Source organism: Paenibacillus polymyxa (assembly GCF_018614975.1).
Lineage (GTDB): Bacteria > Bacillota > Bacilli > Paenibacillales > Paenibacillaceae > Paenibacillus > Paenibacillus polymyxa_E.
Genome location: NZ_JAGGNR010000027.1, coordinates 30,929 through 57,644 on the forward strand (window position 1 = coordinate 30,929; position 26,716 = coordinate 57,644).

Annotated in this window: 21 protein-coding genes, 1 rRNA gene and 1 riboswitch; of the genes, 2 read left to right on the top strand and 20 right to left on the bottom strand. The window is 48.1% G+C overall.

Annotated features, from left to right (window positions below; all coding sequences use genetic code 11):
• Window positions 1-188 precede the first annotated feature (188 nt).
• The 6 genes from J7E78_RS20755 to purM all read right to left on the bottom strand — a co-directional run bounded on the left by J7E78_RS20755 (window position 189) and on the right by purM (window position 8,481).
• Complete coding sequence (locus tag J7E78_RS20755) at window positions 189-1,271, bottom strand: hemolysin family protein (protein WP_215078014.1); 1,083 nt, start codon at window positions 1,269-1,271, stop codon at window positions 189-191.
• 231 nt (window positions 1,272-1,502) lie between these two features.
• Complete coding sequence (locus J7E78_RS20760; RefSeq protein WP_215078015.1) at window positions 1,503-2,840, bottom strand: hemolysin family protein; 1,338 nt, start codon at window positions 2,838-2,840, stop codon at window positions 1,503-1,505.
• A 707-nt stretch (window positions 2,841-3,547) separates the two neighbouring features.
• Window positions 3,548-4,813: a phosphoribosylamine--glycine ligase gene (gene purD, locus J7E78_RS20765; protein WP_215078016.1), complete on the bottom strand. Its 1,266-nt coding sequence runs from the start codon at window positions 4,811-4,813 to the stop codon at window positions 3,548-3,550.
• 130 nt (window positions 4,814-4,943) lie between these two features.
• Window positions 4,944-6,491: a bifunctional phosphoribosylaminoimidazolecarboxamide formyltransferase/IMP cyclohydrolase gene (purH, locus tag J7E78_RS20770; RefSeq protein ID WP_215078017.1), complete on the bottom strand. Its 1,548-nt coding sequence runs from the start codon at window positions 6,489-6,491 to the stop codon at window positions 4,944-4,946.
• Window positions 6,492-6,823: 332 nt separating this feature from the next.
• Window positions 6,824-7,441: a phosphoribosylglycinamide formyltransferase gene (gene purN, locus J7E78_RS20775; protein WP_215078018.1), complete on the bottom strand. Its 618-nt coding sequence runs from the start codon at window positions 7,439-7,441 to the stop codon at window positions 6,824-6,826.
• Window positions 7,441-8,481, bottom strand: a complete 1,041-nt coding sequence (gene purM / locus J7E78_RS20780) for a phosphoribosylformylglycinamidine cyclo-ligase (RefSeq protein WP_215078019.1) — start codon at window positions 8,479-8,481, stop codon at window positions 7,441-7,443. Before purM ends, purN begins: the two co-directional genes overlap by 1 nt.
• Window positions 8,482-8,636: 155 nt before the next feature.
• Here purM and J7E78_RS29725 point away from each other — a divergent pair, with 155 nt between their 5' ends.
• Entirely contained in the window at window positions 8,637-8,768 is a 132-nt protein-coding gene (locus J7E78_RS29725; protein WP_285229457.1) for a hypothetical protein, read from the top strand.
• A 532-nt stretch (window positions 8,769-9,300) separates the two neighbouring features.
• Here J7E78_RS29725 and purF read toward each other — a convergent pair.
• The 12 genes from purF to J7E78_RS20840 all read right to left on the bottom strand — a co-directional run bounded on the left by purF (window position 9,301) and on the right by J7E78_RS20840 (window position 22,719).
• Entirely contained in the window at window positions 9,301-10,779 is a 1,479-nt protein-coding gene (purF, locus tag J7E78_RS20785) for an amidophosphoribosyltransferase (protein ID WP_215078020.1), read from the bottom strand.
• Window positions 10,764-13,007 carry a phosphoribosylformylglycinamidine synthase subunit PurL gene (gene purL / locus J7E78_RS20790; protein ID WP_215078021.1) on the bottom strand — a complete coding sequence of 748 codons (2,244 nt, stop codon included), beginning with the start codon at window positions 13,005-13,007 and terminating at the stop codon, window positions 10,764-10,766. Before purL ends, purF begins: the two co-directional genes overlap by 16 nt.
• Entirely contained in the window at window positions 12,985-13,674 is a 690-nt protein-coding gene (gene purQ / locus J7E78_RS20795) for a phosphoribosylformylglycinamidine synthase subunit PurQ (protein WP_215078022.1), read from the bottom strand. The genes purL and purQ overlap by 23 nt, the downstream gene beginning before the upstream one ends.
• 4 nt (window positions 13,675-13,678) lie before the next feature.
• Window positions 13,679-13,924 carry a phosphoribosylformylglycinamidine synthase subunit PurS gene (gene purS, locus J7E78_RS20800; protein WP_017690695.1) on the bottom strand — a complete coding sequence of 82 codons (246 nt, stop codon included), beginning with the start codon at window positions 13,922-13,924 and terminating at the stop codon, window positions 13,679-13,681.
• A gap of 754 nt (window positions 13,925-14,678) precedes the next feature.
• On the bottom strand, window positions 14,679-15,551 hold the full coding sequence (locus tag J7E78_RS20805; RefSeq protein WP_215078023.1) for a phosphoribosylaminoimidazolesuccinocarboxamide synthase: 873 nt from the start codon (window positions 15,549-15,551) through the stop codon (window positions 14,679-14,681).
• Window positions 15,552-15,802: 251 nt separating this feature from the next.
• The gene (gene purB, locus J7E78_RS20810; RefSeq protein WP_036668399.1) at window positions 15,803-17,101 is read right to left on the bottom strand and encodes an adenylosuccinate lyase; all 1,299 of its coding nucleotides are present in this window, start codon (window positions 17,099-17,101) and stop codon (window positions 15,803-15,805) included.
• Complete coding sequence (gene purK, locus J7E78_RS20815; protein WP_215078024.1) at window positions 17,098-18,300, bottom strand: 5-(carboxyamino)imidazole ribonucleotide synthase; 1,203 nt, start codon at window positions 18,298-18,300, stop codon at window positions 17,098-17,100. The genes purB and purK overlap by 4 nt, the downstream gene beginning before the upstream one ends.
• Complete coding sequence (gene purE, locus J7E78_RS20820) at window positions 18,297-18,782, bottom strand: 5-(carboxyamino)imidazole ribonucleotide mutase (RefSeq protein ID WP_017690699.1); 486 nt, start codon at window positions 18,780-18,782, stop codon at window positions 18,297-18,299. Before purE ends, purK begins: the two co-directional genes overlap by 4 nt.
• A 193-nt stretch (window positions 18,783-18,975) precedes the next feature.
• Window positions 18,976-19,077, bottom strand: a riboswitch (purine riboswitch).
• Window positions 19,078-19,351: 274 nt separating this feature from the next.
• A complete protein-coding gene (locus tag J7E78_RS20825; protein ID WP_215078025.1) occupies window positions 19,352-19,786 on the bottom strand; it encodes a universal stress protein in 435 nt (144 codons plus the stop codon).
• 202 nt (window positions 19,787-19,988) lie between these two features.
• Window positions 19,989-20,252, bottom strand: coding sequence for a DUF1294 domain-containing protein (locus J7E78_RS20830; RefSeq protein ID WP_017690702.1), 264 nt, complete (start codon window positions 20,250-20,252; stop codon window positions 19,989-19,991).
• A 126-nt stretch (window positions 20,253-20,378) separates the two neighbouring features.
• Window positions 20,379-20,516 carry a hypothetical protein gene (locus J7E78_RS20835; protein ID WP_017690703.1) on the bottom strand — a complete coding sequence of 46 codons (138 nt, stop codon included), beginning with the start codon at window positions 20,514-20,516 and terminating at the stop codon, window positions 20,379-20,381.
• A 73-nt stretch (window positions 20,517-20,589) separates the two neighbouring features.
• Complete coding sequence (locus tag J7E78_RS20840; protein ID WP_215078026.1) at window positions 20,590-22,719, bottom strand: DNA topoisomerase III; 2,130 nt, start codon at window positions 22,717-22,719, stop codon at window positions 20,590-20,592.
• A gap of 372 nt (window positions 22,720-23,091) precedes the next feature.
• Here J7E78_RS20840 and J7E78_RS20845 point away from each other — a divergent pair, with 372 nt between their 5' ends.
• On the top strand, window positions 23,092-25,026 hold the full coding sequence (locus J7E78_RS20845) for an amidase family protein (RefSeq protein ID WP_215078027.1): 1,935 nt from the start codon (window positions 23,092-23,094) through the stop codon (window positions 25,024-25,026).
• 173 nt (window positions 25,027-25,199) lie between these two features.
• On the opposite strand, the gene J7E78_RS20850 is transcribed toward J7E78_RS20845, so the two are convergent.
• Window positions 25,200-26,207 (bottom strand): ketoacyl-ACP synthase III, encoded by a 1,008-nt coding sequence (locus tag J7E78_RS20850; protein ID WP_215078028.1) that lies wholly within the window; start codon window positions 26,205-26,207, stop codon window positions 25,200-25,202.
• Between the two features lie 360 nt (window positions 26,208-26,567).
• Window positions 26,568-26,684 (bottom strand): 5S ribosomal RNA (rrf, locus tag J7E78_RS20855).
• Between the last annotated feature and the right edge of the window lie 32 nt (window positions 26,685-26,716).

The following is a 26,716-nucleotide window of genomic DNA, read 5'->3' on the forward strand; positions in this document are numbered from 1 at the left end:
TTTTCGTCATCTATCTTTAAATTAAGATTCTTTAAATTTATATTAGTCGATTGGACTACATTATGCAAGCTTTTATTTTAAAATTAAGATTTAATACAAAAAGCAGGCCCCAATCACATCGGGAACCTGCTTAGCATTAGAACGATTACGTAGCTTCGTTAATCTGCATTACCTTTGTATTACTACTCTTAAACCAATTTCATTCTTTTTGGTGGATTCACCAAATCTTTATGCTCGTATTCATCCTTGATATCTCCGACAATCTCTTCAAGGATATCCTCCATCGTAACCATACCTACCGTAGCACCTGCCTCGTTTTTCACGGTTGCAATGTGTACACGGCTTTGCTGCATCTGGATCAGTACATCCTTGATTGGAGAACGCTCGAAGAAACTCGGCGTATTGTGAACAAAAGTCTCCATATTAAAGTCTCTGCCCGCAGCCACACTCGTCAGCATTTCTTTTGTGTTAATGAAGCCGACAAAATGAGCCTGATCCCCATTCGCAATAACAGGGTATCGCGTGTATTCGTGTCGATTCAGTATCTCAATGATCTGATCAAGCGGCATTTCCTTATTCAGCGTAACGATTTTATCTCGTGGAATCATGATCTCCTGAAGCAGACGCTCATCAAAAGCAAAAATGTTTTTGAGATAGTCCAGCTCCGTCTGGTTGATCTCGCCACTCTCGAAGCTCTGTGCCATAATCAGCTTCAGCTCTTCTTCGGAGTGAACGGTATCATGCCCGGCAGGTTTTACACCAAATATGCCAAGCAACAGACGAGCAGCTCCATTTAATGCATAAATGAACGGATTCATGATTTTACCAAACCAGTACAGTGGTGGTGCCAGCAACAGCGTCATTTTTTCTGCAAACTGAATCGCCAGTGTTTTTGGTGCTAATTCACCAATAACCACGTGCAGGAACGTAATAATCGCTAGAGCAATACCATAGGACAGCACGGTAGACAATGCCGCCGGCACTTCCAATCGCTCAAACAGCGGATGCAGCATTTTCTCAACAGTAGGTTCACCCAAGGCTCCCAATACCAGCGCCGTGATCGTAATCCCCAATTGACATGCTGACAGATAATAATCCAAGTTGTGCGCCACTTTTTTGGCTAGTACTGCCTTTTTGTTCCCTTCCGAGATCAATTGATCGATTCGGGACATCCGTACTTTAAGAATTGCAAATTCGGCTCCAACAAAAAAGGCTGTCAGACCTATAAATACGGCTACTAAAAATAAATTCAAGGCTATTATTCCGTCCAATGATTTCCCTCAGGTTGAGGGATTCACCTCCAAGTAAAATTTATATTAAGGTTGCTCAGACCACTCCGATGACAGAATAACCTTCCGACCGCTGTTATCCCCAGATTTTTTTATTCCTTATATAAAAGGGGGAAATCCGGGGATAAAGGCGGACGCTTCGCTTCTTCAGTCTATTCTGCCCTCTCCGTTATCGCAAAAATATTTAAATTTTTAAAAGATTTCCGGACAAGATCATGCCAGATCGCTAGTAGCTTCCTGGACCTGAGCCCCGCTTATGCGTTCCAGAAGAACTTGCTTGATGTGATAGTTTTCAGTGTCCACAACGGTCCAGACATAATCGCCGTGTTCTACCCTGTCTCCTTTTTCCACACCTACACCCTTCTGGTACTGAATCCATCCGGCCACGGTATCCATCTCTTCATTACCTTCGAAGATAAGCCCGAACTGCCGCTCCACTTCATCCAAAAGTACCCTGCCGTTGATGAGATATTGATTCTCTCCGGTCTCCTGAATATCAGCCACCTCATCGGCATCGAATTCATCACGAATCTCACCGACAAGTTCCTCCAGAATATCCTCCATCGTAATGATTCCCGAAGTACCGCCGTATTCATCCACGACCACGGCCATGTGTACACGTTCCTGCTGCATTTTAATCATCGCATCCTGGATACTTGTAACTTCAGAAACGAACGGGATCTCACGAACGAACTCGCTCAATTGATACGATCTTGCGGCAACCATGTCAGGCAAAATCTTTTTCACATTCACGAGGCCAACAATGCGGTCCTTGTCCCCACCCTCGATAACAGGGTAACGTGAATAGTTATGTTCATCCAATATAGGAATAATATCGTCATAGGTCATTTCCTGATCTAACGTCACCAGTTCCGTACGCGGGACCATGATGTCTTTGGCATCACGTTCATCGAACACAAATACATTTTCCAGATATGAAAGCTTGGTCTTGTTGTTCTCGTCACCTTCATAACTCTGGTTCATGATGATTTTGATCTCGTCTTCCGAGTAGGCTTGATCATGTTTGGCAGGCTTTACACCGAATCCTCGCAGAAGGACACGAGAGGTTCCATTAAGCGCCCAGATGAACGGATACATGATTTTACCAAACCAGTATAGTGATGGGGCAAGCATTAATGTCAGTTTTTCTGAAAATTGAATCGCCAGCGTTTTCGGTGCCATCTCACCAACAACAACGTGCAAAAACGTGACGAGGATAAAGGCAATCGCATAGGAAGCAATTGATGAGACTGATGATGATACGTTCAGGTATTCAAATACCGGGTATAACAACCTCTCAACGGTCGGCTTTCCGAGCGCTCCCAGTCCTAGAGCAGTGACCGTAATACCGAGCTGACAGGCTGACAGATAATAATCCAGGTCCGAGACAACTTTTTTAGCGAGTACAGCCTTTTTATTGCCTTCGGCAACCAGTTGATCTACTCTTGATGTACGAATTTTGACTACAGCGAACTCCGATGCTACGAAAAATGCAGTCAATGCAATCAAGATAATAAGTAAAACGATATTCAATATGGTAATTATGTCCAATGATTTCCCCGGTTCTCAGGGATTCACCTCCAGAGATAGTTACAGCGTGATCCGTTAACTACGTTAACCATTCATCCGCTGTTTGTCGTTCATCATGGCGTATGCCTTATATGAAATCGAATAATGATCCTATTTGTATATGTTGTACGTGTTTGACCTTGTAAAACCAAAACAGGAATTCAAGATGAAGTCAATGACATGCAGAAACTTCTTCATTCAAATCGGGTTACCCCTCATGCTGTCAATTGTTCCTTGCTTAACTCCACCTAGATTCGCCATTTGGACAATTTACAATATCGCCTACCCAATAGATATCCACCTCCCCTCGTACTCATTCCTGTTTCCGAAAAGTATACCATGTTTCCCGCTCAACCATCCAGTTTCACGTTATGGTTTGCCATAAGCTTATAGTATAATGTTCACAAATTAGTCTCTATGTATGTTAAACACTTTATATAATATGATTGATATTACCTCATAATGGGATATTGTTCACATGTTTAGTATAGTCCAATTTATAAAAATACTCCCCCTTACTTTAGGGCATTAAACATGCCTGATTTAATCCTGTTTCGTATCTTTCCCATGTTCTTTCTCGTATAGACAAGTCCGGCCGTTTGCACAAGATACATCTATATATGTAGCAAAGAGCCCGCAAGATGCAAATACCTTTCTGGTATACATCTCTACGAGCTCTTATATTCATTCTATACGAGTGCTTTGGCAGCAATGTCTGAACGCTGATGTTTACCATCAAAATGGATACGCTCCGCCTGTTCATAGGCTTTGTTTCTAGCTTCGGCAATATCCGCACCAAGGCCAACTACGCCCAGGATCCGTCCACCATTGGTGACCCAGTCTCCTGCTTCACTACGCGCTGTACCTGCGTGGAATACCACGGCATCTTGCACTTGATCCAGACCTTCAATGACTACGCCTTTGGCATAAGGACCCGGATAACCTCCTGAAGCAAGCACCACACATACTGCGGCTTCATTACTCCATTCAATCTCAATATCAGCCAGCTTGCCATGAACAGTCGCCCAAAAGATATCAAACAAGTCACTCTTTAACCGTGGCAAAACAACCTGTGTCTCGGGATCACCAAAACGTGCATTGAACTCAATCGTTTTGGGTTTACCATCGGGTGATATCATCAGCCCGGCAAACAATACACCCTGGAATGGACGTCCCTCGGACACCATTGCCTTGGCTGTTGGTTTGATGATCGTCTCCACGGCTTCTTCAATAATGGATGAAGGGATATGTGGCAATGGTGAATATGTCCCCATCCCCCCTGTGTTTGGCCCCTGGTCATTATCGAATACAGGTTTATGATCCTGTGCTGCGGCCATTGGACGAACTGTCTCACCATCGACAAAGGCCAAAATCGACATTTCCTGTCCTGCGAGGAATTCCTCGATGATCACTTTGGCTCCTGCTTCACCAAATACTTTCTCCACCATGATACTGCGAAGTGCCTGATCAGCCTCTTCACGGGAGTATGCTACTGTCACACCTTTGCCCGCTGCCAGTCCATCTGCCTTGATGACAACCGGAATCGCTTGCTCACTCAGGTATGCTTGAGCCTGCTCGTAATTGTCGAATTTCTCATAGGCTGCGGTTGGAATGTTGTATTTGTGCAGCAGATCCTTCATAAACGTTTTACTTCCCTCGATCTCTGCTGCATTACGACGGGGTCCAAATACCGGGATGCCTGCCCTGTCAAATGCATCCACAATTCCGTCTGCCAATGGATCATCTGGCCCAATCACCACTAGACCCACTTGAAGTTCCACGGCAAGCGCCGTTAGTTTATCGAATTCATTCACCGCAATGGCATGACACTCAGCGAGCTGAGCAATACCTGCATTTCCCGGTGCACAGTGAATCTTGTCTACCTTTGGACTCTTTGCCAGCGCCCAGATGATTGCATGCTCCCGGCCACCGCCGCCTACTACTAGAATATCCATTCGTTCTGTTCCCCCTCCGTGCATAACTGGATTTGTTACGTTAATGCGTGTTGAAAAACCTAAAAAAGAGGGGGTGTACCATAAGTCATAAGTATGACTGGCGACACCCCTTATATAAACCTTTTTCGCTCTAGTGTTTGAAGTGACGAACGCCTGTGAAGACCATGGCAATTCCGTATTCATTGGCTACTTTGATGGATTCTTCATCTTTGATCGAACCACCAGGTTGAATCACTGCTGTAATTCCGGCTTTTGCTGCCAGTTCCAGTGTATCCCCCATTGGGAAGAACGCATCAGATGCTAGGATAGCACCTTTTGCTTGCTCGCCAGCTTGTTCAATCGCAATTTTGGCTGCACCTACACGGTTCATTTGTCCAGCGCCCACACCTACCGTCATGTCATTCGCAGCAAGTACAATCGCGTTGGATTTCACGTGTTTAACTACTTTCCAGCCAAACAACAGCTGTTTCAGTTCTTCTTCCGATGGCGCACGATCCGTTACCACGTTCAGCTCGCTCGCTTCAATGGAGTGAACATCGGACTGTTGCACGATCATACCGCCGTCGATGGACGTAACCACGAATTGGCTCTCCCGTTTACGAGCAGCATTCAGTTCGCCTGTTTTGAGCAAACGAATGTTTTTCTTCTTCGTCAGAATATCGAGAGCCTCTTGTGTAAAGTCAGGAGCAAGTACGATTTCCAGGAAAATCTCGCTCAATTTAGCTGCTGTATCGCTGTCGATAATGCGGTTCGCTGCCACAATGCCACCAAAGATAGACGTTGGATCTGCTGCATATGCCTTGCTGTAGGCTTCATAGATACTTGCGCCAATGCCTACGCCGCATGGGTTCATATGTTTAACCGCGACAACCGCCGGTTCTTCAAATTCTTTGACAATCTGCAATGCTGCGTTCGCATCATTAATGTTATTGTAAGACAACTCTTTGCCATGCAATTGCTCGGCTGTTGTCAACGTATCTTGAGCAGCCAGCGGTTTGCGGTAGAATGCCGCCTGCTGGTGTGGATTTTCGCCGTAACGCAAATCCTGGAGTTTTTCGTAAGTAACCGTCAGACGCTCTGGCAATGGATCGCCATTTACGTTGGACAGGTAGTCGGAGATGAGTGCATCGTAAGCCGCTGTATGGCGGAACACTTTTGCCGCAAGCCGTTTGCGTGTTTCGAGGGTGGTATCGCCACTGTTGCGCACTTCCTCCAGCACTTGGCTGTAATCAGATGCGTCTACAACGACACTGACAAAAGCATGATTTTTGGCTGCCGAACGAAGCATCGTTGGACCGCCAATATCGATGTTCTCGATGGCATCCTCGTATTCCACGTCCGGTTTCGCAATAGTCTCTTGGAATGGATAGAGGTTCACGACAACCAGATCGATATAGCCGAGACCGAGTTCTTCCATCTGGCGTGTGTGCTCTTCGTTGTCACGCACAGCGAGCAATCCACTGTGAACCGCCGGATGAAGTGTTTTTACACGTCCGTCCATAATTTCCGGGAATCCGGTCACATCCGAAATTCCGATGACAGGTACGCCTTCCTTCGACAACAGGCTGCTTGTACCTCCTGTCGAAATAATCTCCACACCCATTTGCGACAGCTCGCGGCAAAAGTCCACGATGCCTGTTTTATCCGATACGCTGACCAGCGCTCTTTTGATACTCACAATATGCTCCTCCTTTAATGTCCCATGGCTTCGCGTTTCCTGACGAAACACAGCCGATTTATTTCCCGAGAAATATCACAAAATGCGTACCAATATTCGACTTCTGTTATACAGTTGATAAATGGATTGTCACACTAAAAAACTACGAGTCCAGAATAATCTTCCGATCGCTGTTATTCCAAGATTTTTTGAACAATTTCTCAATGGTAAAAATCCAGTAATAGCCTATGCTTCCGAAGCAGCTTTCTTTCAGAAAGCTTTTAGGCGAGCGCTTTGCTTCTCCAGCTTATTTCTGTCCTCTCCGTTAATGTGTGAAAAAGTTTAAAACTATATCAAACCGGCTTGTTAACAGTGACGTGACGTCCGTCTAATTGAACCAGACCTTGAGCGAACCACGAAACAACCTCAGGGTATAACTGCTGTTCGGCTGCATGAATGGAGCGGCTGATTGACTCAGGCGTATCCTCTGGCAAAATGGGAACAGGATGCTGGGCAATAATCGGTCCAGTATCCATGCCTCCATCCACAAAATGCACAGTCACGCCCGTTACTTTCACGCCATAGTCAAGTGCCTGTCCAATCGCGTCCTTACCTGCAAATGCCGGTAGCAAGGACGGATGAATGTTAATCAACCGCCCTGCGTAACGATCCACCATAACCGAAGTCAGCAATCTCATATATCCCGCAAGAACAACCAGGTCGATCTTTTTGGATTCAAGCACTTCCACGATCTCTGCCTCATAGGCTTCACGGGAAGCATAATTTTTCGGAGTAAACAGATGACAATCCACGCCTGCGTCCTGTGCCCGCTGCACAACACGTGCAGATGGTTTATCACACACGAGCAGATCAACGGATGCATCCAGCCCACCGTTCCGTACTGCATCGACCAATGATTGAAAGTTAGACCCTTCACCCGAGGCAAATACAGCTATGCGGTAGTTCGCCATTAAACATCCGCTCCCGTGAAGGTTACTCGCGCATCTCCTTCAGTAACACGGCCAATGATATACGCTTCTTCACCAGATGCTTTCAGTTGTTGCAGAGCTTCCGTTGCATCTGCTTCATTAACGACCAGTACAAGTCCGACACCCATGTTAAATGTGGTGAACATGTCACGGTTCGAGACAGTTCCCTTTTCCTGTAACAGGTTGAAGATCGGCAGGATCGGCCAAGAGCCGTAGTCAATATCCACATTCACGTTGCTCGGCAACATACGTGGGATATTTTCGATGAATCCACCACCTGTAATGTGTGCCATGCCTTTTACTTTTACCTTTTCCAGCAAGGACAACAGAGGTTTAACATAGATCTTCGTAGGTTCCAGCAGGGAATCACCCAGCTTACCACCCAGTTCGGCTACTTCATCATGCAGATCAAGTCCCGCATCTTCCAACAAAAGTCTGCGTACCAGCGAGAATCCGTTACTGTGCACACCGCTAGAGGCCAATCCAATTACTGTGTCGCCAGGGGCGATGGTTGTGCCGTTGATGATCTTTGCTTTGTCCACGATACCCACCGTGAATCCGGCAATATCGTATTCGCCTTCACTGTACATGCCCGGCATCTCCGCCGTTTCGCCACCGATCAGCGCACAACCAGATTGATGACAGCCTTCAGCAATACCCGCAACAATAGCTTCAATCTTCTCAGGAATGACTTTGTCACATGCCAGATAGTCAAGGAAGAAGAGTGGTTCTGCACCCTGTACCACAATGTCGTTCACACACATCGCTACCGCGTCGATTCCGATGGTATCGTGACGGTCCATGGCAAATGCAATTTTCAGCTTGGTGCCTACGCCATCCGTACCGGATACAAGTACAGGCTCATCGTATTTATCTTTGTTCAAACCGAACAGGGCACCAAATCCACCCAGATCTGTCATCACTTCCGGACGGAAGGTACGCTTCACGTGTTTTTTCATCCGTTCAACCGCTTCATTACCTGCCGCGATATCGACGCCGGCCTTTTTATATGCTTCAGACAAGTGGAATCATCTCCTTTTTTTTCGCCCCACCTAAATCCTCCCGCCCGGGAGGACCCCAGAGGACCTTGGCAGGCCCTCTGGACACCCGCCAAAAAAGCGGTGCAGAGGTGGTTGGTGTGATCTTGCTATGGTTGATTCGTGCGTGATCTCGCGGGATGGTTCGCCGATTCCGTTGGCTGCAAGCCATCGGTCGGCGAACCCCGCTCAGCTACGCTGCGGGGCAAGCCCGCTGGGCAGCTGCTTCGCCTGGCTGCCTAGCCCCTGTTGCTCCGCAAGGCGGGGCTTGAGGGCTCGGGCTGCGCCCGGGGGCAGCTGCTTCGCCCGGCTGCCCTTGCCCCTGTTGCTCCGCAAGGCGGGGCTTAAGGGCTCGGGCTGCGCCCGGGGGCAGCTGCTTCGCTCGGCCGCCCTTGCCCCTGTTGCTCCGCAAGGCGGGGCTTAAGGGCTCGGGCTGTGCCCGGGGCAGCTGCTTCGCTCGGCTGCCCTTGCCCCTGTTGCTCCGCAAGGCGGGGCTTAAGGGCTCGGGCTGTGCCCGGGGCAGCTGCTTCGCCTGGCTGCCTAGCCCCTGTTGCTCCGCAAGGCGGGGCTTGAGGGCTCGGGCTGCGCCCGCGGGCAGCTGCTTCGCTCGGCTGTTCTTGCCCCTGTTGCTCCGCAAGGCGGGGCTTAAGGGCTCGGGCTGCGCCCGCGGGCAGCTGCTTCGCCTGGCTGCCCTTGCCCCTGTTGCTCCGCAAGGCGGGGCTTAAGGGCTCGGGCTATGCCCGGGGGCAGCTGCTTCGCTCGGCTGTTCTTGCCCCTGTTGCTCCGCAAGGCGGGGCTTGAGGGCTAACAGCTGCAGCCAAATTTTTCTTCGCCGTTGAAGTCCAGGCGGGTTGGATAATCATGATCAAAACATGCGAGACATAGTCCGCCCTTAGGATCATCCTGATTATCTCCCTGAATCGATGCAATCAGTCCATCGGGACTGAGGAACTCCAGGGAATCTGCATTAATTTCACGGCAAATTTCTTCCACCGACAGCTGTGAGGCGATCAATTCGCGGCTATCCGGTGTATCAATGCCATAGAAACATGGGTTTTTGAACGGTGGCGATGTAATACGGACATGAACTTCCGTTGCTCCTGCGTCACGCAGCATGTTCACGATCCGCCGGGAGGTTGTTCCCCGTACGATAGAGTCGTCAATCATAACCACACGTTTGCCTTCCACAACACGACGCACTGCGCTCAGCTTCATCTTGACGCCCTGCTCGCGCAATTCCTGGCTTGGCTGGATGAACGTACGTCCGGTGTATTTATTCTTGATCATACCCATCTCATACGGAATACCTGTCTGTTCAGCGTATCCAATCGCCGCCGAGATGCTGGAATCTGGTACCCCCGTAACCAAGTCCGCATCCACAAACGACTCAATCGCCATCCGGCTTCCCATCCGTTTACGGGCAGCATGCTGATTCGCACCATTCATATCACTATCCGGACGAGCAAAATATATATATTCCATCGCGCATAATGCCTTGCGGTGTTTGTGATGATCAAAGCGATCCTCGTGTAGACCCTCTGCATCAAGCACAAGCAGCTCACCCGGTTCAATATCACGAATCAACTCTGCGCCGATTGTTTCCAGTGCACAGGTCTCAGATGCAAACAGATACGCATCTCCCAGCTTCCCCATCGTCAGCGGACGAAGTCCGTGCGGATCGGAAGCCACGATCAGCTTGTCATTGGTCATGATCAAAAATGCATAACCGCCCACAATGCGCTGGAATGCCTCTTTTGCCGCTTCCACAAGCCCTTTGGAGGATCGTGCAATCAGATGCGCAATAACCTCGGTATCACTCGTTGTTTGGAAAATGGAACCGCTCTGCTCCAGCTCACGCCGAATCGTTGGTGCATTCACAATGTTTCCGTTAGTCGCTACTGCCAGATCACCATCACGGTATTTGAATACCAATGGCTGGGCGTTTGTCAGTTTACTGTCACCACTTGTTGAATAACGGACATGTCCAATGGAAATATCCCCGGTCAATGTCTGCATCAGGTCTTTGGTGAACACTTCCTTCACCAAACCCATGCCGCGGTGATAGTTAAACTGGCTGCCATCACTCACACACATGCCTGCACTTTCTTCGCCCCGATGTTGCAGCGCATGCAGTCCATAATAGGAGAGCGAAGCCGCGTCAGGGTGTCTGAACACCCCGAACACGCCGCATTCTTCCTTCAATTTGTCGAGTCCTTCCTTACCGGACCCTTCATTATAATAATCGCCTGTCCACAACGGTCCTGTCGTCAGTTCATGAGACATGGAATCGCATCCTCCCAGACCTGAGCCAAGCCTCCTACTGGTTCGCTCACGGCTGATGTTCCGTTTAATTCAATCGTCAGGTTACGTCCTTCTACACGTCCAATTACAGCTACAGGTACACCGCGCTCACGTACAAATGCTTCAAGCTTACCCGCTTGCTCCGGAGAAGCCGACAGCAAGATACGGGATTGGCTCTCACTGAACAAGGCATGATCGCCGCGTAGTGCAGTCTCCACATTCACCTGTGCTCCTACGTTACCGCTGATACAAGACTCTGCGAGTGCTACAGCCAAGCCACCTTCAGACAAGTCATGTGCAGAGCGAACGAGACCGGATTGAATAGCTTCCAGCACGGTGCTGAGCAACGCTTTTTCCGTTTGCAAGTTCAGTTCTGGTGGACGACCTTCCGTCTCACCATGAACCGCGTATTGCAGCTCGCTGCCACCCAGTTCAGCTTTTGTTTCACCGAGGAGGATGATAACATCACCTTCGGATTTGAATGCTTGCGTCGTGATATGATCCGTGTCATGAACGAGACCTACCATACCGACAACTGGCGTTGGATAGATGGAGCCTTTGGCGTTTTCATTATACAGACTTACGTTACCACCGATGACCGGCGTATCCAGCACACGACAAGCTTCCGCCATACCGTCTACCGCTTTCTCCATTTGCCAGAAAATATCCGGCTTCTCCGGGTTACCGAAGTTCAGGTTGTCCGTAATCGCCAGCGGCTCTGCTCCGGAACATACAATGTTACGCGCTGCTTCACTTACGGCAATCCGTCCACCAACTTCAGGATCAAGGTACACATAACGTCCATTACAGTCCGTTGTCATCGCAAGGCCTTTGCGTGTTCCACGAATCGTGACTACGGCTGCATCCGAACCTGGACGAACGGCAGTGCTTGTACGCACCATGTAGTCATATTGATCGTACACCCATTTTTTACTTGCTACTGTTGGTGAAGCCAGCACTTGTTTCAGCGCTCCGCCGAGATCCGACACTTCGTCGTAACGAAGCGTGTCGATGGAAGCACTTTGCTCATAATAAGCAGGTACAGAAGAAGGTTTGTCATACACTGGGCATTCGTCAACCAAAGCCGTTACCGGCATATCTCCGACCACTTCGCCGTGGTGGATCAATTTCAGACGACCGTCATCCGTTACTTTACCGACTTTGGCACAGATGACTCCCCAACGTTCAAAGATTTCCATCGCCTGCGCCTCATCCTTCGGCTCAACAACGAACAACATCCGCTCCTGGGACTCGGACAACATCATCTCGTAAGGCGTCATGCCTTCTTCACGCTGTGGCACCTGATCCAGATACAGCTCCAGACCGTTACCCGCTTTACTTGCCATCTCCGCACTAGAACATGTCAGACCCGCAGCACCCATATCCTGAATTCCGAGCACGATGCCCGTATCAATCAATTCCAGACAGGATTCCATCACCAGTTTCTCCATAAACGGATCACCAACCTGAACCGCTGTCCGTTGAGACTCGGATTCTTCCGTCAGTTCCACCGATGCAAAGGTTGCTCCATGAATACCATCCCGGCCTGTAGGTGGCCCAACATAATACACAGGGTTACCTACACCTTTGGCCACACCGCGCTGGATCTTGTCATGATCAATCAGACCCACACACATCGCGTTAACCAGCGGGTTGCCTTCATAGCTCTCATCAAACATCACTTCGCCACCAACGGTAGGAATACCGATACAGTTCCCGTATCCGGCAATACCTGCTACCACATGTTCGAACAAATATTTAACACGATCGCTCTCCAGCTTGCCGAAACGAAGGGAGTTCAGCAATGCAACCGGTCTTGCGCCCATGGAGAAAATATCACGGATAATGCCACCCACACCTGTTGCCGCACCTTGATAAGGCTCAACGGCGGAAGGATGGTTATGGCTTTCAATTTTGAAAACAACGGCCTGGTTATCACCGATATCCACGATACCGGCACCTTCACCAGGTCCCATCAGGACACGTGGTCCAGTGGTTGGGAAACGGCGCAGCAATGGCTTGGAGTTTTTGTAAGCACAATGCTCGGACCACATTACACTGAACACACCAATTTCCGTGTAGTTTGGCTTACGCCCCATGAACTCACAGATCAGCTCATACTCGCTGTCAGATACGCCCATTTGTGCGTAAAGTTTATGTTCTGCGACCTGTTCTGCTGTTGGTTCCTTAGCGGATAGCTGCTGCGTCATGCCGATCCCTCCATGCTTTCAAAATAGATGTAAACATACGTTTGCCGTCTTCCGAACCAAACAGTGAATCCACTGCACGCTCTGGATGCGGCATCATGCCGACCACGTTTCCAGCCTCGTTACATACTCCTGCAATATCACCCAGAGAGCCGTTCGGGTTAGTCCCGTAAGTAAATACGATCTGGTTGTTCGCTTGCAGACTCGCCAGCGTCTCCTCATCGCAATAATAGTTTCCTTCACCGTGAGCAATCGGGATGATAATCTCTTCGCCCAGTGCATAGTCACGTGTAAATGGTGTATCTGCGTTTGCCACTTTCAATACCGTATCGTGACAACGGAATTTCAAGGAAGTGTTACGGATCAATGCGCCTGGAAGCAATCCTGCTTCCGTCAGGATCTGGAATCCGTTGCAAATACCCAAAATATATTTACCTTGTTCAGCAGCTTTCGCTACCTCGTTCATTACCGGTGCAAAGCGGGAAATCGCTCCGCAACGCAAGTAGTCACCATAAGAGAAACCACCCGGAACTAAAATACAATCATAAGCCGATAGATCTGTAGCCGTGTGCCATACATAGTCAACCTCTTGTCCAATCGCATCTTCCACTGCCTTGTAACAGTCGATGTCGCAGTTGGAGCCAGGGAACACAAGAACTGCAAATTTCATGAGATTAACCCTCCAATTCGTAGCGGTAATCTTCAACAACGGTGTTGGCCAGCAGCTTTTCACACATGACTTTCAATCGTTTCTCCGCTTCCGCACGATCTGTTGTATCCAGGTTCAATTCCATGACTTTACCGATCCGTACACTTTCCACTTCGTTGAATCCCATGGAATGCAGGGCTCCTTGAACAGCTACGCCTTGCGGGTCGAGTACGCTTTGCTTAATAGTGACATATACGGTTGCTTTGATCATGATCCTTATGTTCCTCCTCAGTAATGAACGGGATAAATGCTTTATGCTGTTAAAAAGGGGCTTTTGGAGCTTGCTCCGGGGCGGATTGTCCTTTCCGGTCGCTTGTTGTCCCCAGGTTTTTTGATTGTTTTGGCCCGCTCTGCGGTCAAAACCCGGGGACAAAGGCGAACGCTTCGCTCCTTTAAGAACAATTCCGCCTCTCCGCTAGTCCATGCGACGTTTTTTTAAAGGCCTAAACCTTTTACGTTGCACGGTGGGTAATGGTCTAGTGCTTGCTCCGGGGCGGATTGTTCTTTCCGGTCGCTTGCTGTCCCCAGGTTTTTTGATTGTTTTGGTCCGCTCTGCGGTCAAAACCCGGGGACAAAGGTGAACGCTTCGCTCCTTTAAGAACAATTCCGCCTCTCCGCTAGTCCATACGACGTTTTTAAATGCCTAAACCTTTTACGTTGCACGGTGGGTAATGGTCTAGCCTGACCATTACGTGAAAACGGTGAATGGTCTTTACGTTACATGAGTAACTATACTGTTTTACTATTTATAGACTTCCTGTTTAATAGAAGTCTTTGTTCTTTAATTGCCTCACCCACCAGTTTGAACACTGGCGGAGGGAAAGATTTGAGCTAGAGAAGCGAAGCGTTCGCCTTTGCAACCGGAATGTTTCCTTTTGAAAAAAGGATTCAATCAAAACATTCCGGGGGCAACAGCGATCGAAAGCCAAACTTTCCCGTAGCCGGCGCTCAAACGTTACACTTTATTATCTCGTTAAACGGTTATAAATATCGACGTATCTTGCGGTTGTTGCCTCCACTACCTCTTGTGGGAGTGGATCAGGTTTGCTGTTCTTGTCCCAATCGGTTCCGGCGAGATAGGTGCGCACTGGCTCTTTATCCATGCTGTCGATCTCGATATCCAGCTCATAATTCTCTTTGGCCCAGAAGCGTGAAGCGTCTGGGGTGAAGATTTCGTCAATCAGGATGACCTTGCCATCCACAATGCCGAACTCGAATTTGCAATCTGCCAGAATGATGCCACGCTGATCACAGTAATCACGGGCAAATTCGTAGAGGCGCAAGCTTTTTTCCTGAAGCTCAACTGCGAGTGCGTCTCCCACCAGTTCTTTCATGCGATCCATTGGAATGTCCTCGTCGTGCCCTACATCGTTTTTGGCTGCCGGGGTGAAAATGGGAACTTCGAGCTTGGCGTTTTTGCGAAGTCCTTCAGGCAGCTTGATACCGTTGACTTCAGCGCTTGTCTCATATTGTCTCCATCCACCACCAGTGATGTAACCACGTACGACACATTCAATATCAATGCGTTCTGCTTTGCGGGTTACCATGATGCGGTCTTTGAGCAATTCAGGGTCTGTGATGAGATCACCCAGTTGATTCACATCGGTATGAACGACATGGTTCTCCATCATGTCACCTGTCAGTTCAAACCAGAAACTGCTGAGTTTATTCAGTACGTTTCCTTTCTCGGGAACCGCCGGGTCCAGCACGTAATCAAATGCCGAGATTCGGTCGGTAACCACGATCAGAAAATGTTCACCCAGATCATACAATTCACGTACTTTTCCTTTATATAACAGAGGTGCTTTAACGAGATCTGCCGCAGTGGACAGTGCCATGGGCTCACCTTCTTTCAGGAGATGTAAAGTATACGTCCAATTCCCCTCTTCACGCGGGTCCACTACGAATGCAGAACAACCTTCCGATCGCTGTTATCCCCAGATTTTTTGATTCCACTTTTGCAAAGTGAAAATCCGGGGATAAAGGCGAGCGCTTTGCTTCTTCAGGTTTTTTCTGCCTTCTCCGTTCCAGCGTGAACACATAATCAACCTATACTTTTAGGGAGTAGAATAATTCAAAGCCTTATATATTAGTCGTTCAAGCCGAGCTTTTTGAAGATGGTGTCTACGTGCTTCAGGTGCCATGACGGGTTGAACGCATCTGCGATTTCTTCTTCGTTAAGCACTTCCGTAATTTCCGGTGTGGATTTCACGATATCCTGGAACTGGCGTTGTTCTTCCCATGCTTGCATCGCACGTGGTTGAACGGTGTCGTACGCTTGCTCGCGGCTGAAACCTTTGTCGATCAGCTTTGTCATGATGCGACCGGAGAATGGTACCCCGTAGGTGCGCTCCATGTTGCGTTTCATGTTCTCAGGGAATACCGTCAGGTTCTTCACGATGTTACCAAACCGGTTCAGCATGTAGTTCAGCAGCATCGTTGCATCTGGCAGAATGATACGTTCTACGGAAGAATGCGAGATGTCGCGCTCATGCCAGAGCGTTACGTTCTCGTATGCCGATACCATGTGTCCGCGAATGACGCGGGACAGGCCGGAGATGTTTTCGCTACCAATCGGGTTACGCTTGTGCGGCATCGCGGAAGATCCTTTTTGACCTTTAGCAAAAGCTTCTTCCACTTCACGGAACTCACTCTTCTGCAGCGCACGTACCTCTGTAGCAAACTTGTCCAGGGAAGTTGCGATCAACGCCAGAGTAGCCATATACTCCGCGTGACGGTCACGTTGCAATGTTTGAGTCGAGATTGGCGCAGGCTTTGTGCCCAGCTTCTCGCAGACAAACTCTTCGACAAAAGGATCGATGTTCGCATACGTTCCTACTGCGCCTGAAATTTTGCCGTATTGCACATTGTCTGCCGCGTGGCGGAAACGCTCCAGGTTCCGTTTCATCTCTTCATGCCACAACGCCATTTTCAGTCCAAATGTTGTTGGCTCTGCATGCACGCCGTGCGTACGTCCCATCATTGGTGTGTGCTGATAAGCTAGTGCTTTTTCACGAAGAATTTCAATAAAATTCACGATATCTTTTTCCAGAATCTCATTCGCTTGACGCAGTACATAACCCAGAGCCGTATCCACAACATCTGTGGAAGTCAGTCCGTAATGCACCCATTTCCGCTCTGCACCCAGACTTTCAGATACTGTACGTGTAAATGCGATCACGTCATGACGTGTTTCTTTTTCAATCTCATAGATACGGTCGATGTCAAAAGATGCGTTCTGACGAAGCAATGCTGCTTCCTCTTTCGGGATCACACCCAGTTCGGCCCACGCCTCACATGCACAAATTTCAACTTCCAGCCACGATTGGAATTTGTTTTCTTCGGTCCAGATGGCTCTCATTTCGGGTCTGCTATAACGTTCAATCATGAATTTGTATTCCTCCAGAGATTAGTTTGTTCAATCCATTGCAATCCTTCTTCAACATCCTGACAGAGCAGATTCACATGCCCCATCTTCCGTCCTGTTTTCGCTTCGGCTTTACCATATATGTGAAGCTTGGGAATCACACCGAGTTCTATCGCTTCCGCATCAGGTTGCCCTGTTCTGGCGATAATGCCTTCCAGATGTTCTCCAAGCACATTGACCATAACAACCGGACTCAATAACGAAGTGTCCCCGAGTGGTAATCCGCAGATGGCACGGATATGTTGTTCGAACTGAGAAGTCGCACAGGCTTCCATCGTATAGTGACCAGAATTATGCGGTCTTGGTGCCAGTTCGTTGACGTACAGTCTTCCATCCGCCGCTACAAACAGTTCCACAGCCAGCAGCCCAACAGCCTTCATCGATTCTGCCACTGCTGCTGCCAGCTTTTGCGCTTCAATCTGGATGTCTGCGGCAACTCTAGCCGGTACAATTGACGCATGCAAAATGTTATTCACATGAATGTTCTCCGCTGGCGGGAACGTTTTGATCTCCCCGTTTGTACTACGCGCTACAACGACTGATATCTCGCATTCAAACTTGATGAATTGTTCCAGCACCAGTTCCGCACCAGTAGCTGCAAGTTCTTCGTATGCGTCAACAGCCTGACTTGCTTCCCGGATGACCCGTTGACCTTTGCCATCGTAACCTCCAGTCACCGTCTTCAGTACACATGGCACTCCAAGTTCGCTTACAGCAGCAAGCATCGTATCCGCACTTGTGATCTCACGATAAGGCGCGACTCTTACTCCAGCAGCTTCGATTGCACGTTTTTCACGCAACCGATGTTGTGTGGTGTACAATAACGCGCTTCCTTGCGGAACGTAGGACTCACGTTCGAGCAATCCAGCGACTTCTGCATCCACATTTTCGAATTCATACGTAATGACATCGCATTGCCGAGCCAGTTCGAGTGCAGCTTTGGCATCGTCATATCCAGCTTCAATCTGACGAGCAACTTGACCACAAGGTGCGTCCGCAGCGGGATCAAGAGTAACGAATCGATACCCCATTGCCGTTCCTGCGAGCGTCATCATACGTCCGAGCTGTCCGCCTCCAAGAATGCCGATGGTTGTTTTCCCGGGCAGCAAGACATTTTTCAACTCTCCTGCTATACCGGATTGGTTCCCGGCTCTACTCATAGTTCTTCACTGCTTTCGAGTACTTCTTGTTTGATGCGCTCTCTTCGAGCTTCAGAACGACGTTGGACATCTGGGTCAAAAGCACCGATCATCTGAGCTGCGAGCAGCCCTGCATTGGTAGCCCCCGCCTTACCAATTGCAACGGTTGCAACGGGAATTCCGCCAGGCATCTGAACAATGGACAACAAGGAATCGAGGCCGTTCAATGCTTTGGATTGAACCGGAACACCAATGACCGGAAGCATCGTTTTGGCGGCAACCATACCGGGTAGATGTGCTGCCCCGCCTGCCCCTGCAATGATCACCTTGAATCCTCGATCAATCGCCTGCTCTGCGTATTCAAACATCAAATCCGGTGTACGATGGGCGGAGACAACTTTTTTCTCATATCCGATTTCCAGTTCATCCAGTACCTCGCACGCATGTTTCATCGTTTCCCAATCCGACTTGCTGCCCATAATTACAGCGACTTGCAGTGACATGAATACATCCAACTCCCGTCTGAGCTTTTTTGATTACATCTGGTATTAATGAATTCATTTTACGTGTGAAATGAAAAAATCCGCTACCCGCGAAAACATCACATTTTCTTCGGACACCGGACTCCAAGAAATACGTATCCCTCATTTGGGCATACCAAAAGGGGGCTTGCTGTCCGCATCTGGTTGCATGCGACTCTCAGCCGTATCTCCTCGTAGTCCGGAAATTTACGGTTCCCGGGTAGATACTTCCGGGCCCTATTCCCGGCGTTATACGAGCAAACATCTATTCAAACCATCTTGATTCGTTTTGTTCTATCTTGTTACACATTTCGTTCCTACTCGACCTTATTCTTACCTGATCGACACATCTAACATTCTAACAATCCCCTACAGCTAATGTCAACTTAAAGACGAACATTTAACATATTGACAAATATAATGTTCGGGAATTACTTCTTTAAATTCGTGTAACCATCCATTTCATTCCATAAAAGAAAGCCGGCTCCTCTTCAATCTCTCGAAGACAACCGGCTTCCTGCTTTTTAGTGTGTCTACACACACTTCATCCATTATTTTACAACTAGCACTGGAACCCGAGCATGCTGCACCACATTATGACTGACACTACCCAGGACAAATTCCCGAATACCACCCAGTCCGCGGCTACCAATAATAATGATATCGGAATCATTCTCTTTGGCAAAATCAAGCAGCACTTCTGCAGCCGCCCCTTGAATCAGATCCACATTGGCCGATACACCAGCAGCCTGAATTCGCTCTTTCGCTTCATCTGTCGTCTGCACCGCCAGATTGTAATAATCATTATTAAGTGAAGGTGGTAGTGGAGCCAGCCCCTCACCAATGAATACACGCGGGAAATCAAAAGCATGAATGACATCCAATACAGCGTCCGGGGACACTTTGGCTAGCTCAATTGCGCGATCAAGTGCTTTATTTGAAGCTTTGGAACCATCATAAGCGACTAGTATTTTGGAAAATAACATGTGAATCCCGTCCCTTCCTTTATATGTAGAACACGCGGAGCAAGCTTCGGTCTGACATCCAATAAACGAACAGATAAAATAACAGAACCATATAACTCCTTAAACGTTCGGGAGCCACCATGAACCATTTATACGAATATATTTACATATTTTGCAGGCTAACGACTACCATTTTACTTCAACTAACATTCATCTCATGAATTCATTGAATAAAGTAACCATAGATTACCGCATTCAGGAACAACAACAACGGAATGCCAATGGTGAAGCTGGGATGTTTGGTTTTATGCCTTTTCCGATACATCGCGATCCAGACTCCCAAAGCACCGCCAATAAACGCAAGCAAAAATAACGTCCGTTCGGGTGTACGGTCACGACGCTGTTGTGCACGCCTCTTATCATCCGACATCACCAGATAACCAACTACATTAATAAATAGAAACCACAATATAAGTCCGGTTTGCATATAATTCTAGCGATCCCCCTGTCCCGGGACATCTCCCTGTCTCCATTATAGTCCTCATCAGAGACATGTTCAACGCACCGGGTAGGGAACCGGAAATTTGTGTAATAACACTAACCTAGCTCTGACCTAGGACTCCTGTTTTGGAATACCGTTCAGGCTTGGTGCTCTTTTGGCTGCTTTGTCCGGGCGCACAGCGATACTCTCTTCCCGAATACTGTCTTTGTTTTGCTGGTTATGGATTTTCTCTGGTTTGTTATGCGGCATATAGGTATCACCTCCTTGGCTTACGTTGCCTGAAAACGGAGGATCTTATACGACTTCAACTACCTCAAGCGTGTTACTCTCCCTTTTTCTCCATAGCCGCCTTCAGCAAATCTCCAAGGTTAGACCCAATGGACTCTTGCTTCGCATATTGTTTCACCAATTTTTGCTGATCGCGTTTGTTCACATGCTGTTTGTCCTTATCCAACGTTTCTGTAATACCACAAGGTAGACATTGTACGTATAGCCCCGCCTTGCCTTCTTTGATTTCCATCTTTTTGTGACACTGCGCACAACGACGATTGGACAATCTTTTCTCTGCAGAACGACGATATCCACAGTCCTCCGTAGGACATACAAGAAACTTGCCGCGCTTGCCCTTCTTCTCCAACAACCGTGCGTTACAGTCCGGGCAATGGCTATTGGACACATTATGTGGCTTGTACTCTGCTTTGCTGCCTTTGACTGTAGACACCAGCTCTTTGGCCATTGAACGAATACCATCCAGGAACGGTCCCGGTTTCCCTTGCCCACGGGCAATCCGCTCCAACTCAGCCTCCCAGCGAGCAGTCAGATCTGGTGTACGAAGCTGCGGAGCAGCCAGTTCAATCAACTGTTTACCTTTACCGGTCGGATGCATACTGTTACCTTGGCGATCTATTGTATCGGAACTGACCAGCTTCTCGATAATATCCGCCCGTGTAGCCGGAGTGCCGAGTCCATGCTTTTCCATCTGGGAAAGCAAAGCAGCTTCGGTATACCGTTTGGGCGGCATCGTCCGTCCACTTTTAATATGGCAACGCTGAACCGTCACCGACTGTCCTTGCTGCACATCTGGCAAAAGCGCACGCTCATGGTCTGCTGCATCGTCAGCACGGTCATCGTCATCATCGCTGTAATCGCCGCCGTATACTTCACGCCATCCACTTTCTTTCACCGTTGTACCTTTGACATGGAAGGAATCATTCCCTACCTGAACCGTGATCGCAACCGAATCGTACTTCGCTGCCGGATAGAACAGGCTGATAAAACGACGTACGATCAGATCGTACAGTTTGCGTTCCTCCGGATTCAGTTGATTCAGAAGCACTGTTTGCTCCGTGGGGATAATCGCATGGTGATCCGTAACTTTGCTGTCATCCACAATACGTTTGGTGATATTCAGATTTTTGCGTAGCAAAGGACGTGCCAAAGACGCATAAGGCCCAATGGCTACACTGTCCAGACGTTCTTTCAATGTAGCTGTCATATCGGAAGTCAGGTATCGGCTGTCCGTACGTGGGTACGTTACGAGTTTGTGCTGTTCATACAGACGCTGCAGGACATTTGATGTTTGCTTTGCAGAGAAACCATATTTCCGGTTGGCATCCCTTTGCAGCTCCGTCAGGTCATATGCCAGTGGATGCGGCTCTACTTTCTCGCTTTTCTTCACCTGGGCAATCGCGCCCTTGCGCCCGTCTACCCGTTCCTTCAATTTTTGCGTTTCTTGAGGGTCGAAAATTCGTGAATCTCCCCCAGCTGCCCGCCACACAGCCTGAAAACCTCCCAAATCTGCCGTTAACGTCTCATACTCCTGCGAGCGGAAACCATTAATTTCATTTTCCCTATCCATAATCATGCCCAAGGTCGGCGTTTGGACCCGTCCAGCAGACAACTGCGCATTGAAACGAACGGTTAACGCACGGGTCACGTTAAGTCCAATCATCCAGTCGGCCTCTGCCCGGCAACGCGCGGATTCATAGAGACGGTCAAACTGACCGCCTGGTTTCAGCGAAGCAAATCCGTCTTTGATCGCCTTATCTGTCTGGGATGAAATCCACAGGCGTTTAAAAGGTTTTTTCCACCCCGCCATCTGCATGATCCAACGGGCCAGCAATTCTCCCTCACGGGCCGCATCCGTCGCAATGACCAGCTCACCCACATCCTGACGCTTCATCAGCTGCTGCACCGCTTTATATTGATGGTTGGTCTCTCTAAGTACTTTCAGTTTCGTACGATCTGGCAGAATGGGCAGGTCCTCCAGATTCCATGTTGCATACTTTTTGTCGTAATCCTCGGGTTCAGCTAATCCAACCAGATGTCCAAGCGCCCAGGTAACGATATATTTCGGGCCCTCCATATAACTTTTATGTTTATCACGCGCACCCATAACTCTGGCTATTTCGCGTGCTACAGATGGTTTTTCTGCGAGCACCAATGTCTTCACTTCATATCTCTTCCTCTCTGGTAGAACGTTATGTCTCTTTTATTCCTATCTTTTCATTATATCATTTCACACTAAAGGTATGCTCTGTCATCTCTACTTCCTAATCTACTCGCATCCTGTAACCTCATGTTTAATCAACTTATCAAAGTGATGTTATATTTATTCACATTAAAATATGTAATAGTTTTTCTGAGTACATGTAAATAGAAGCATGAATAAGTATTAATACTGTGCAGTATTGATGTATACGTTTTTTTGGATAAATATAAACCTTGTAAGATTACCTGACATAACTATACAATGTGTCAAAAGCATAGAAACAGAATCGCTGCTAACACACATCAATGAGACACAGGAAGGGAGCGTGGATGCATGACTTATCATGGATCTGTATTGAAAAAAAGTGGGGCTTTGTTACTGGCGGGAGCTGTTGTTGCCACAACATGGGGAGGAACGTTACCTTCGGCATCAGCCGCAACGGCAACGCCTACGAGTAAAACAACAGTAGCTGCTGTATCCAAAGGCAAAGCGCCTGCTACACCGACTGCATTTATTCAGGCTATGGAAGAAGCGGCAACACTTGCTGGTGTTCCTTTTAAAATGGACAAGCTCTCCGGCACAACCGTACAACGTAAAGATGCTGCGGTCGCCTTGCAACAATGGCTCAAGCTGGATTCGACTACCGAATCATTCAAGGATGTCCCGGATAAAGCCACTTTCGCAGGTGCTGTTGGTGCATTGAACACTGCGGGATTGATGAAAGGTTATACGGAATCCCTCTTCCTTCCAAACGCTGTACTTACGGAGAATGATCTATCTGTATTGAAAGACCGCATTTATAACTACATAAAACCGTTTGTCCTGGAGGAAGCAACTATTATGGATCTTCAGGCCGCAATGACGCAAGGAAAACTGACATCAAAAGAGCTGGTTCAGAAATACCTGGACCGCATTGAAAAATACGATGATCAAGGTGTAAGCATCAACGCCGTATTAACCCTGAACCCGGATGCGCTCCAAATTGCGGAGCGATTGGATGAAGAACGTGCAGCTCAAGGTGCTCGCAGTCCTCTGCACGGCGTTCCGGTCCTGGTAAAAGACAATTACGATACCAATGACATGCCAACAACCGCAGGCTGTATCTGTCTGAAAGATTCCATTCCTGCCCATGATGCTGAACAAGTGAAGAAGCTCAAAGCAGCTGGCGCCATTATTTTGGGTAAAACAAACCTGCATGAATTCGCATTTGGCATCACGACATCCAGCTCATTGGGTGGACAAACACTGAATCCTTACGCCCTGGATCACTATCCAGGTGGCTCAAGCGGTGGAACAGGTGCAGCCATTGCATCTAACTTTGCCGCAGCCGGCATGGGTACAGACACTGGCGGTTCGATCCGAATCCCATCCAGCTTCAACAGCCTTGTGGGTATCCGCCCAACCATCGGACTGTCCAGCCGTGAAGGCATTATCCCATTGGCTTTGACACAGGATGTAGGTGGACCTATGGCTCGTACGGTTAGTGACGCTGCAATCATGTTGGATGCTACAGCCGGATATGACAAAAAGGATGTTGCTACAGCTTACGCAGTTGGGAAAATACCTTCCAGCTATAAGGACTTCTTGGATGTAAACGGGTTGAAAGGTGCACGCATTGGTGTGGCCACAGAACTCATCCCAAGTACCAAAGCTGAAGAAAAAGCCGTAGCTGACGTGATCAACACCGCTGTGGAAGAATTGAAGTCACTGGGCGCTACTGCAGTTCCCATTTCCATCCCGAACTTGGCTGAGATCAACAAATATCCAAGCCTTAGTGGATATGAATTCAAGTTCCAACTGAATGACTATCTGGACTCATTGGGTGCAGATGCTCCATATCACAGTTTGTCTGAGATCATCGCTTCCGGAGAGTTCGACAAGTCTCAGGAGCAATCCATGAAAACGCGGGATGCACGCCAAACCCTCGAGACTACCGAATATAAGGACATCGTCCTGAAACGTACTAAAGTAACCCGTGAGTCCTTGCTGAAAGTTATGGCAGACAATAATCTGGATGCCGTCATCTATCCTACATCTACACAGGCCGCTGGCGTAATCGGCGAGGGTCAAACATCCGGTGGTAACAACCGTCTGAGTCCTTTCTCCGGTTTCCCGGCGATCACTGTACCTGCCGGTTTCACATCTGATGGTCTGCCTGTAGGTATGGAATTCCTGGGTCGTGCCTTTGATGAAGGAACCTTGATCAAGCTGGCTTACAGCTACGAACAAGGAACTCATCACCGCCAAGCGCCTAAGCTTACGCCGTAAAATATTTACGGGATTAAGAAATTCCGGTTAACACAAAAATAGATGCAATCATATCACTTTTTTGAAACGAGTTAACCCACTAAAGAGACCACCCTCTTCATGACTGCATGAAGTTTGGGTGGTCTCTTTTAATTTCTCTATTTATTTTGGTGTTGGATACACTCGTATGTTACTCATTCCTGAACCTTGTCCGGCACGCCCCATTTCAGCACCAGACCTGCGTAAGTCAGACCACCACCAAAACCAAAGAGAGCTACAGTCTGTCCTTCTTTTAATTTCCCTTCATCCACTGCAAGCTGTAAAGCAAGCGGAATGGAAGCAGCAGATGTGTTACCACGATACTCCACACTGGTTAAAGTACGTTCCAAAGGAACCGGACCACGTTCGCAAACAGCCTCAATCATTCTCATGTTGGCACTATGCGGGACAAACCAGTCAATCTGGTCACGGCTTAATTCAGCTTTTGTTATCAGCTTATCCAATTGATCTGGAATCGTCCGTACAGCCCACTTATAAATCTCTCGCCCATTCTGAACTAAACAACCTTCGCCCTGTAAAGGCACACCATTCATCTCCGAAGACAGACCACTCTTATAGAGATGTACACCGCCTTCTCCATGTGTACCTGATATGGCTGCCATAAAGTCACCTTCTCCAGCTGCTGATCTCTCCACCAAGAAGGCTCCGGCTCCGTCCCCAAACAGTACACAAGTCGTACGGTCTGTGTAATCCGTAATTTTGGATAATGTCTCTGCTCCTATAACCAGTACTTTGCGGTACATTCCACTGGTCACCAGACTGTCAGCCAGCTGTAGCCCGTAGGTAAAACCTGCGCATGCCGCATTTAAATCCAGTACGCCCGTGTGTGGGATCTTAAGATTAGCCTGTACTCTGGATGCGGTACTTGGGAAAGCATATTCAGGTGTGCTGGTAGCCACAAGGATCATATCCACATCTTCTACAGTTACTTCATAACGATATATCATATCTTCTACAGCCTTCGTAGCCAGGTCAGATACAAATTGATCTTCCGCTGCAATTCGCCGTTCTCTCATGCCTGTACGTTGCACAATCCATTCGTCACTTGTCTCGACTAATTTCTCCAGATCAGCATTCGTTAATATTCGATCCGGTACATACGTCCCCATTGCCGTAATGGTTGCCTTTGATTGATGATTCATACCGGTAGTCACCTCATTTGTTTTTTATTATTATAGCACTAAGTATTAGTACTTGGTACTAATTTTATAAAATATTTATTTTTTCGTTAGTTGTTTATTTTAAGCGATCACTTCATTCTATTACCCAGAGTAATACAAACGATGGCATGCATTTTTGATGAAGAATTGTGGACATCCCTTGACTAACATGAAGAATGCCTTAATTAAATGCGTTTTTTATAGACAGCTCATTCTTAACATTCTCATAAATATTGTAAAAAAAACAGCCCTGGTAAATAACTAAGGCTGTTAAGGTTTATATAAGCATTTAGGAAAAATAAAAAAGACACACTCGAAATCATTCAAGTGTGTCTTCCTATTGCTTGGCGGCGTCCTACTCTCCCAGGACCCTGCGGTCCAAGTACCATCGGCGCTAGAGGACTTAACGGTCGTGTTCGGGATGGGTACGTGTGGAACCCCTCCGCCATCGCCACCAAACGCATAGCTGTGCTTACATTTCAGAGTGGTTG

Excerpts from the sequence above, each read along its gene's own strand:
- purD (WP_215078016.1), bottom strand. The coding sequence starts at position 4,813 with ATGGATATTCTAGTAGTAGGCGGCGGTGGCCGGGAGCATGCAATCATC.
- purN (WP_215078018.1), bottom strand. The coding sequence starts at position 7,441 with ATGGCGAACTACCGCATAGCTGTATTTGCCTCGGGTGAAGGGTCTAAC.
- J7E78_RS29725 (WP_285229457.1), top strand. The coding sequence starts at position 8,637 with ATGGTTCGCCGATTCCGTTGGCTGCAAGCCATCGGTCGGCGAACCCCG.
- purF (WP_215078020.1), bottom strand. The coding sequence starts at position 10,779 with ATGTCTCATGAACTGACGACAGGACCGTTGTGGACAGGCGATTATTAT.
- purL (WP_215078021.1), bottom strand. The coding sequence starts at position 13,007 with ATGACGCAGCAGCTATCCGCTAAGGAACCAACAGCAGAACAGGTCGCA.
- purQ (WP_215078022.1), bottom strand. The coding sequence starts at position 13,674 with ATGAAATTTGCAGTTCTTGTGTTCCCTGGCTCCAACTGCGACATCGAC.
- purS (WP_017690695.1), bottom strand. The coding sequence starts at position 13,924 with ATGATCAAAGCAACCGTATATGTCACTATTAAGCAAAGCGTACTCGAC.
- J7E78_RS20805 (WP_215078023.1), bottom strand. The coding sequence starts at position 15,551 with ATGGCACTGTCCACTGCGGCAGATCTCGTTAAAGCACCTCTGTTATAT.
- purB (WP_036668399.1), bottom strand. The coding sequence starts at position 17,101 with ATGATTGAACGTTATAGCAGACCCGAAATGAGAGCCATCTGGACCGAA.
- purK (WP_215078024.1), bottom strand. The coding sequence starts at position 18,300 with ATGAGTAGAGCCGGGAACCAATCCGGTATAGCAGGAGAGTTGAAAAAT.
- purE (WP_017690699.1), bottom strand. The coding sequence starts at position 18,782 with ATGTCACTGCAAGTCGCTGTAATTATGGGCAGCAAGTCGGATTGGGAA.
- J7E78_RS20825 (WP_215078025.1), bottom strand. The coding sequence starts at position 19,786 with ATGTTATTTTCCAAAATACTAGTCGCTTATGATGGTTCCAAAGCTTCA.
- J7E78_RS20830 (WP_017690702.1), bottom strand. The coding sequence starts at position 20,252 with ATGCAAACCGGACTTATATTGTGGTTTCTATTTATTAATGTAGTTGGT.
- J7E78_RS20835 (WP_017690703.1), bottom strand. The coding sequence starts at position 20,516 with ATGCCGCATAACAAACCAGAGAAAATCCATAACCAGCAAAACAAAGAC.
- J7E78_RS20845 (WP_215078027.1), top strand. The coding sequence starts at position 23,092 with ATGACTTATCATGGATCTGTATTGAAAAAAAGTGGGGCTTTGTTACTG.
- J7E78_RS20850 (WP_215078028.1), bottom strand. The coding sequence starts at position 26,207 with ATGAATCATCAATCAAAGGCAACCATTACGGCAATGGGGACGTATGTA.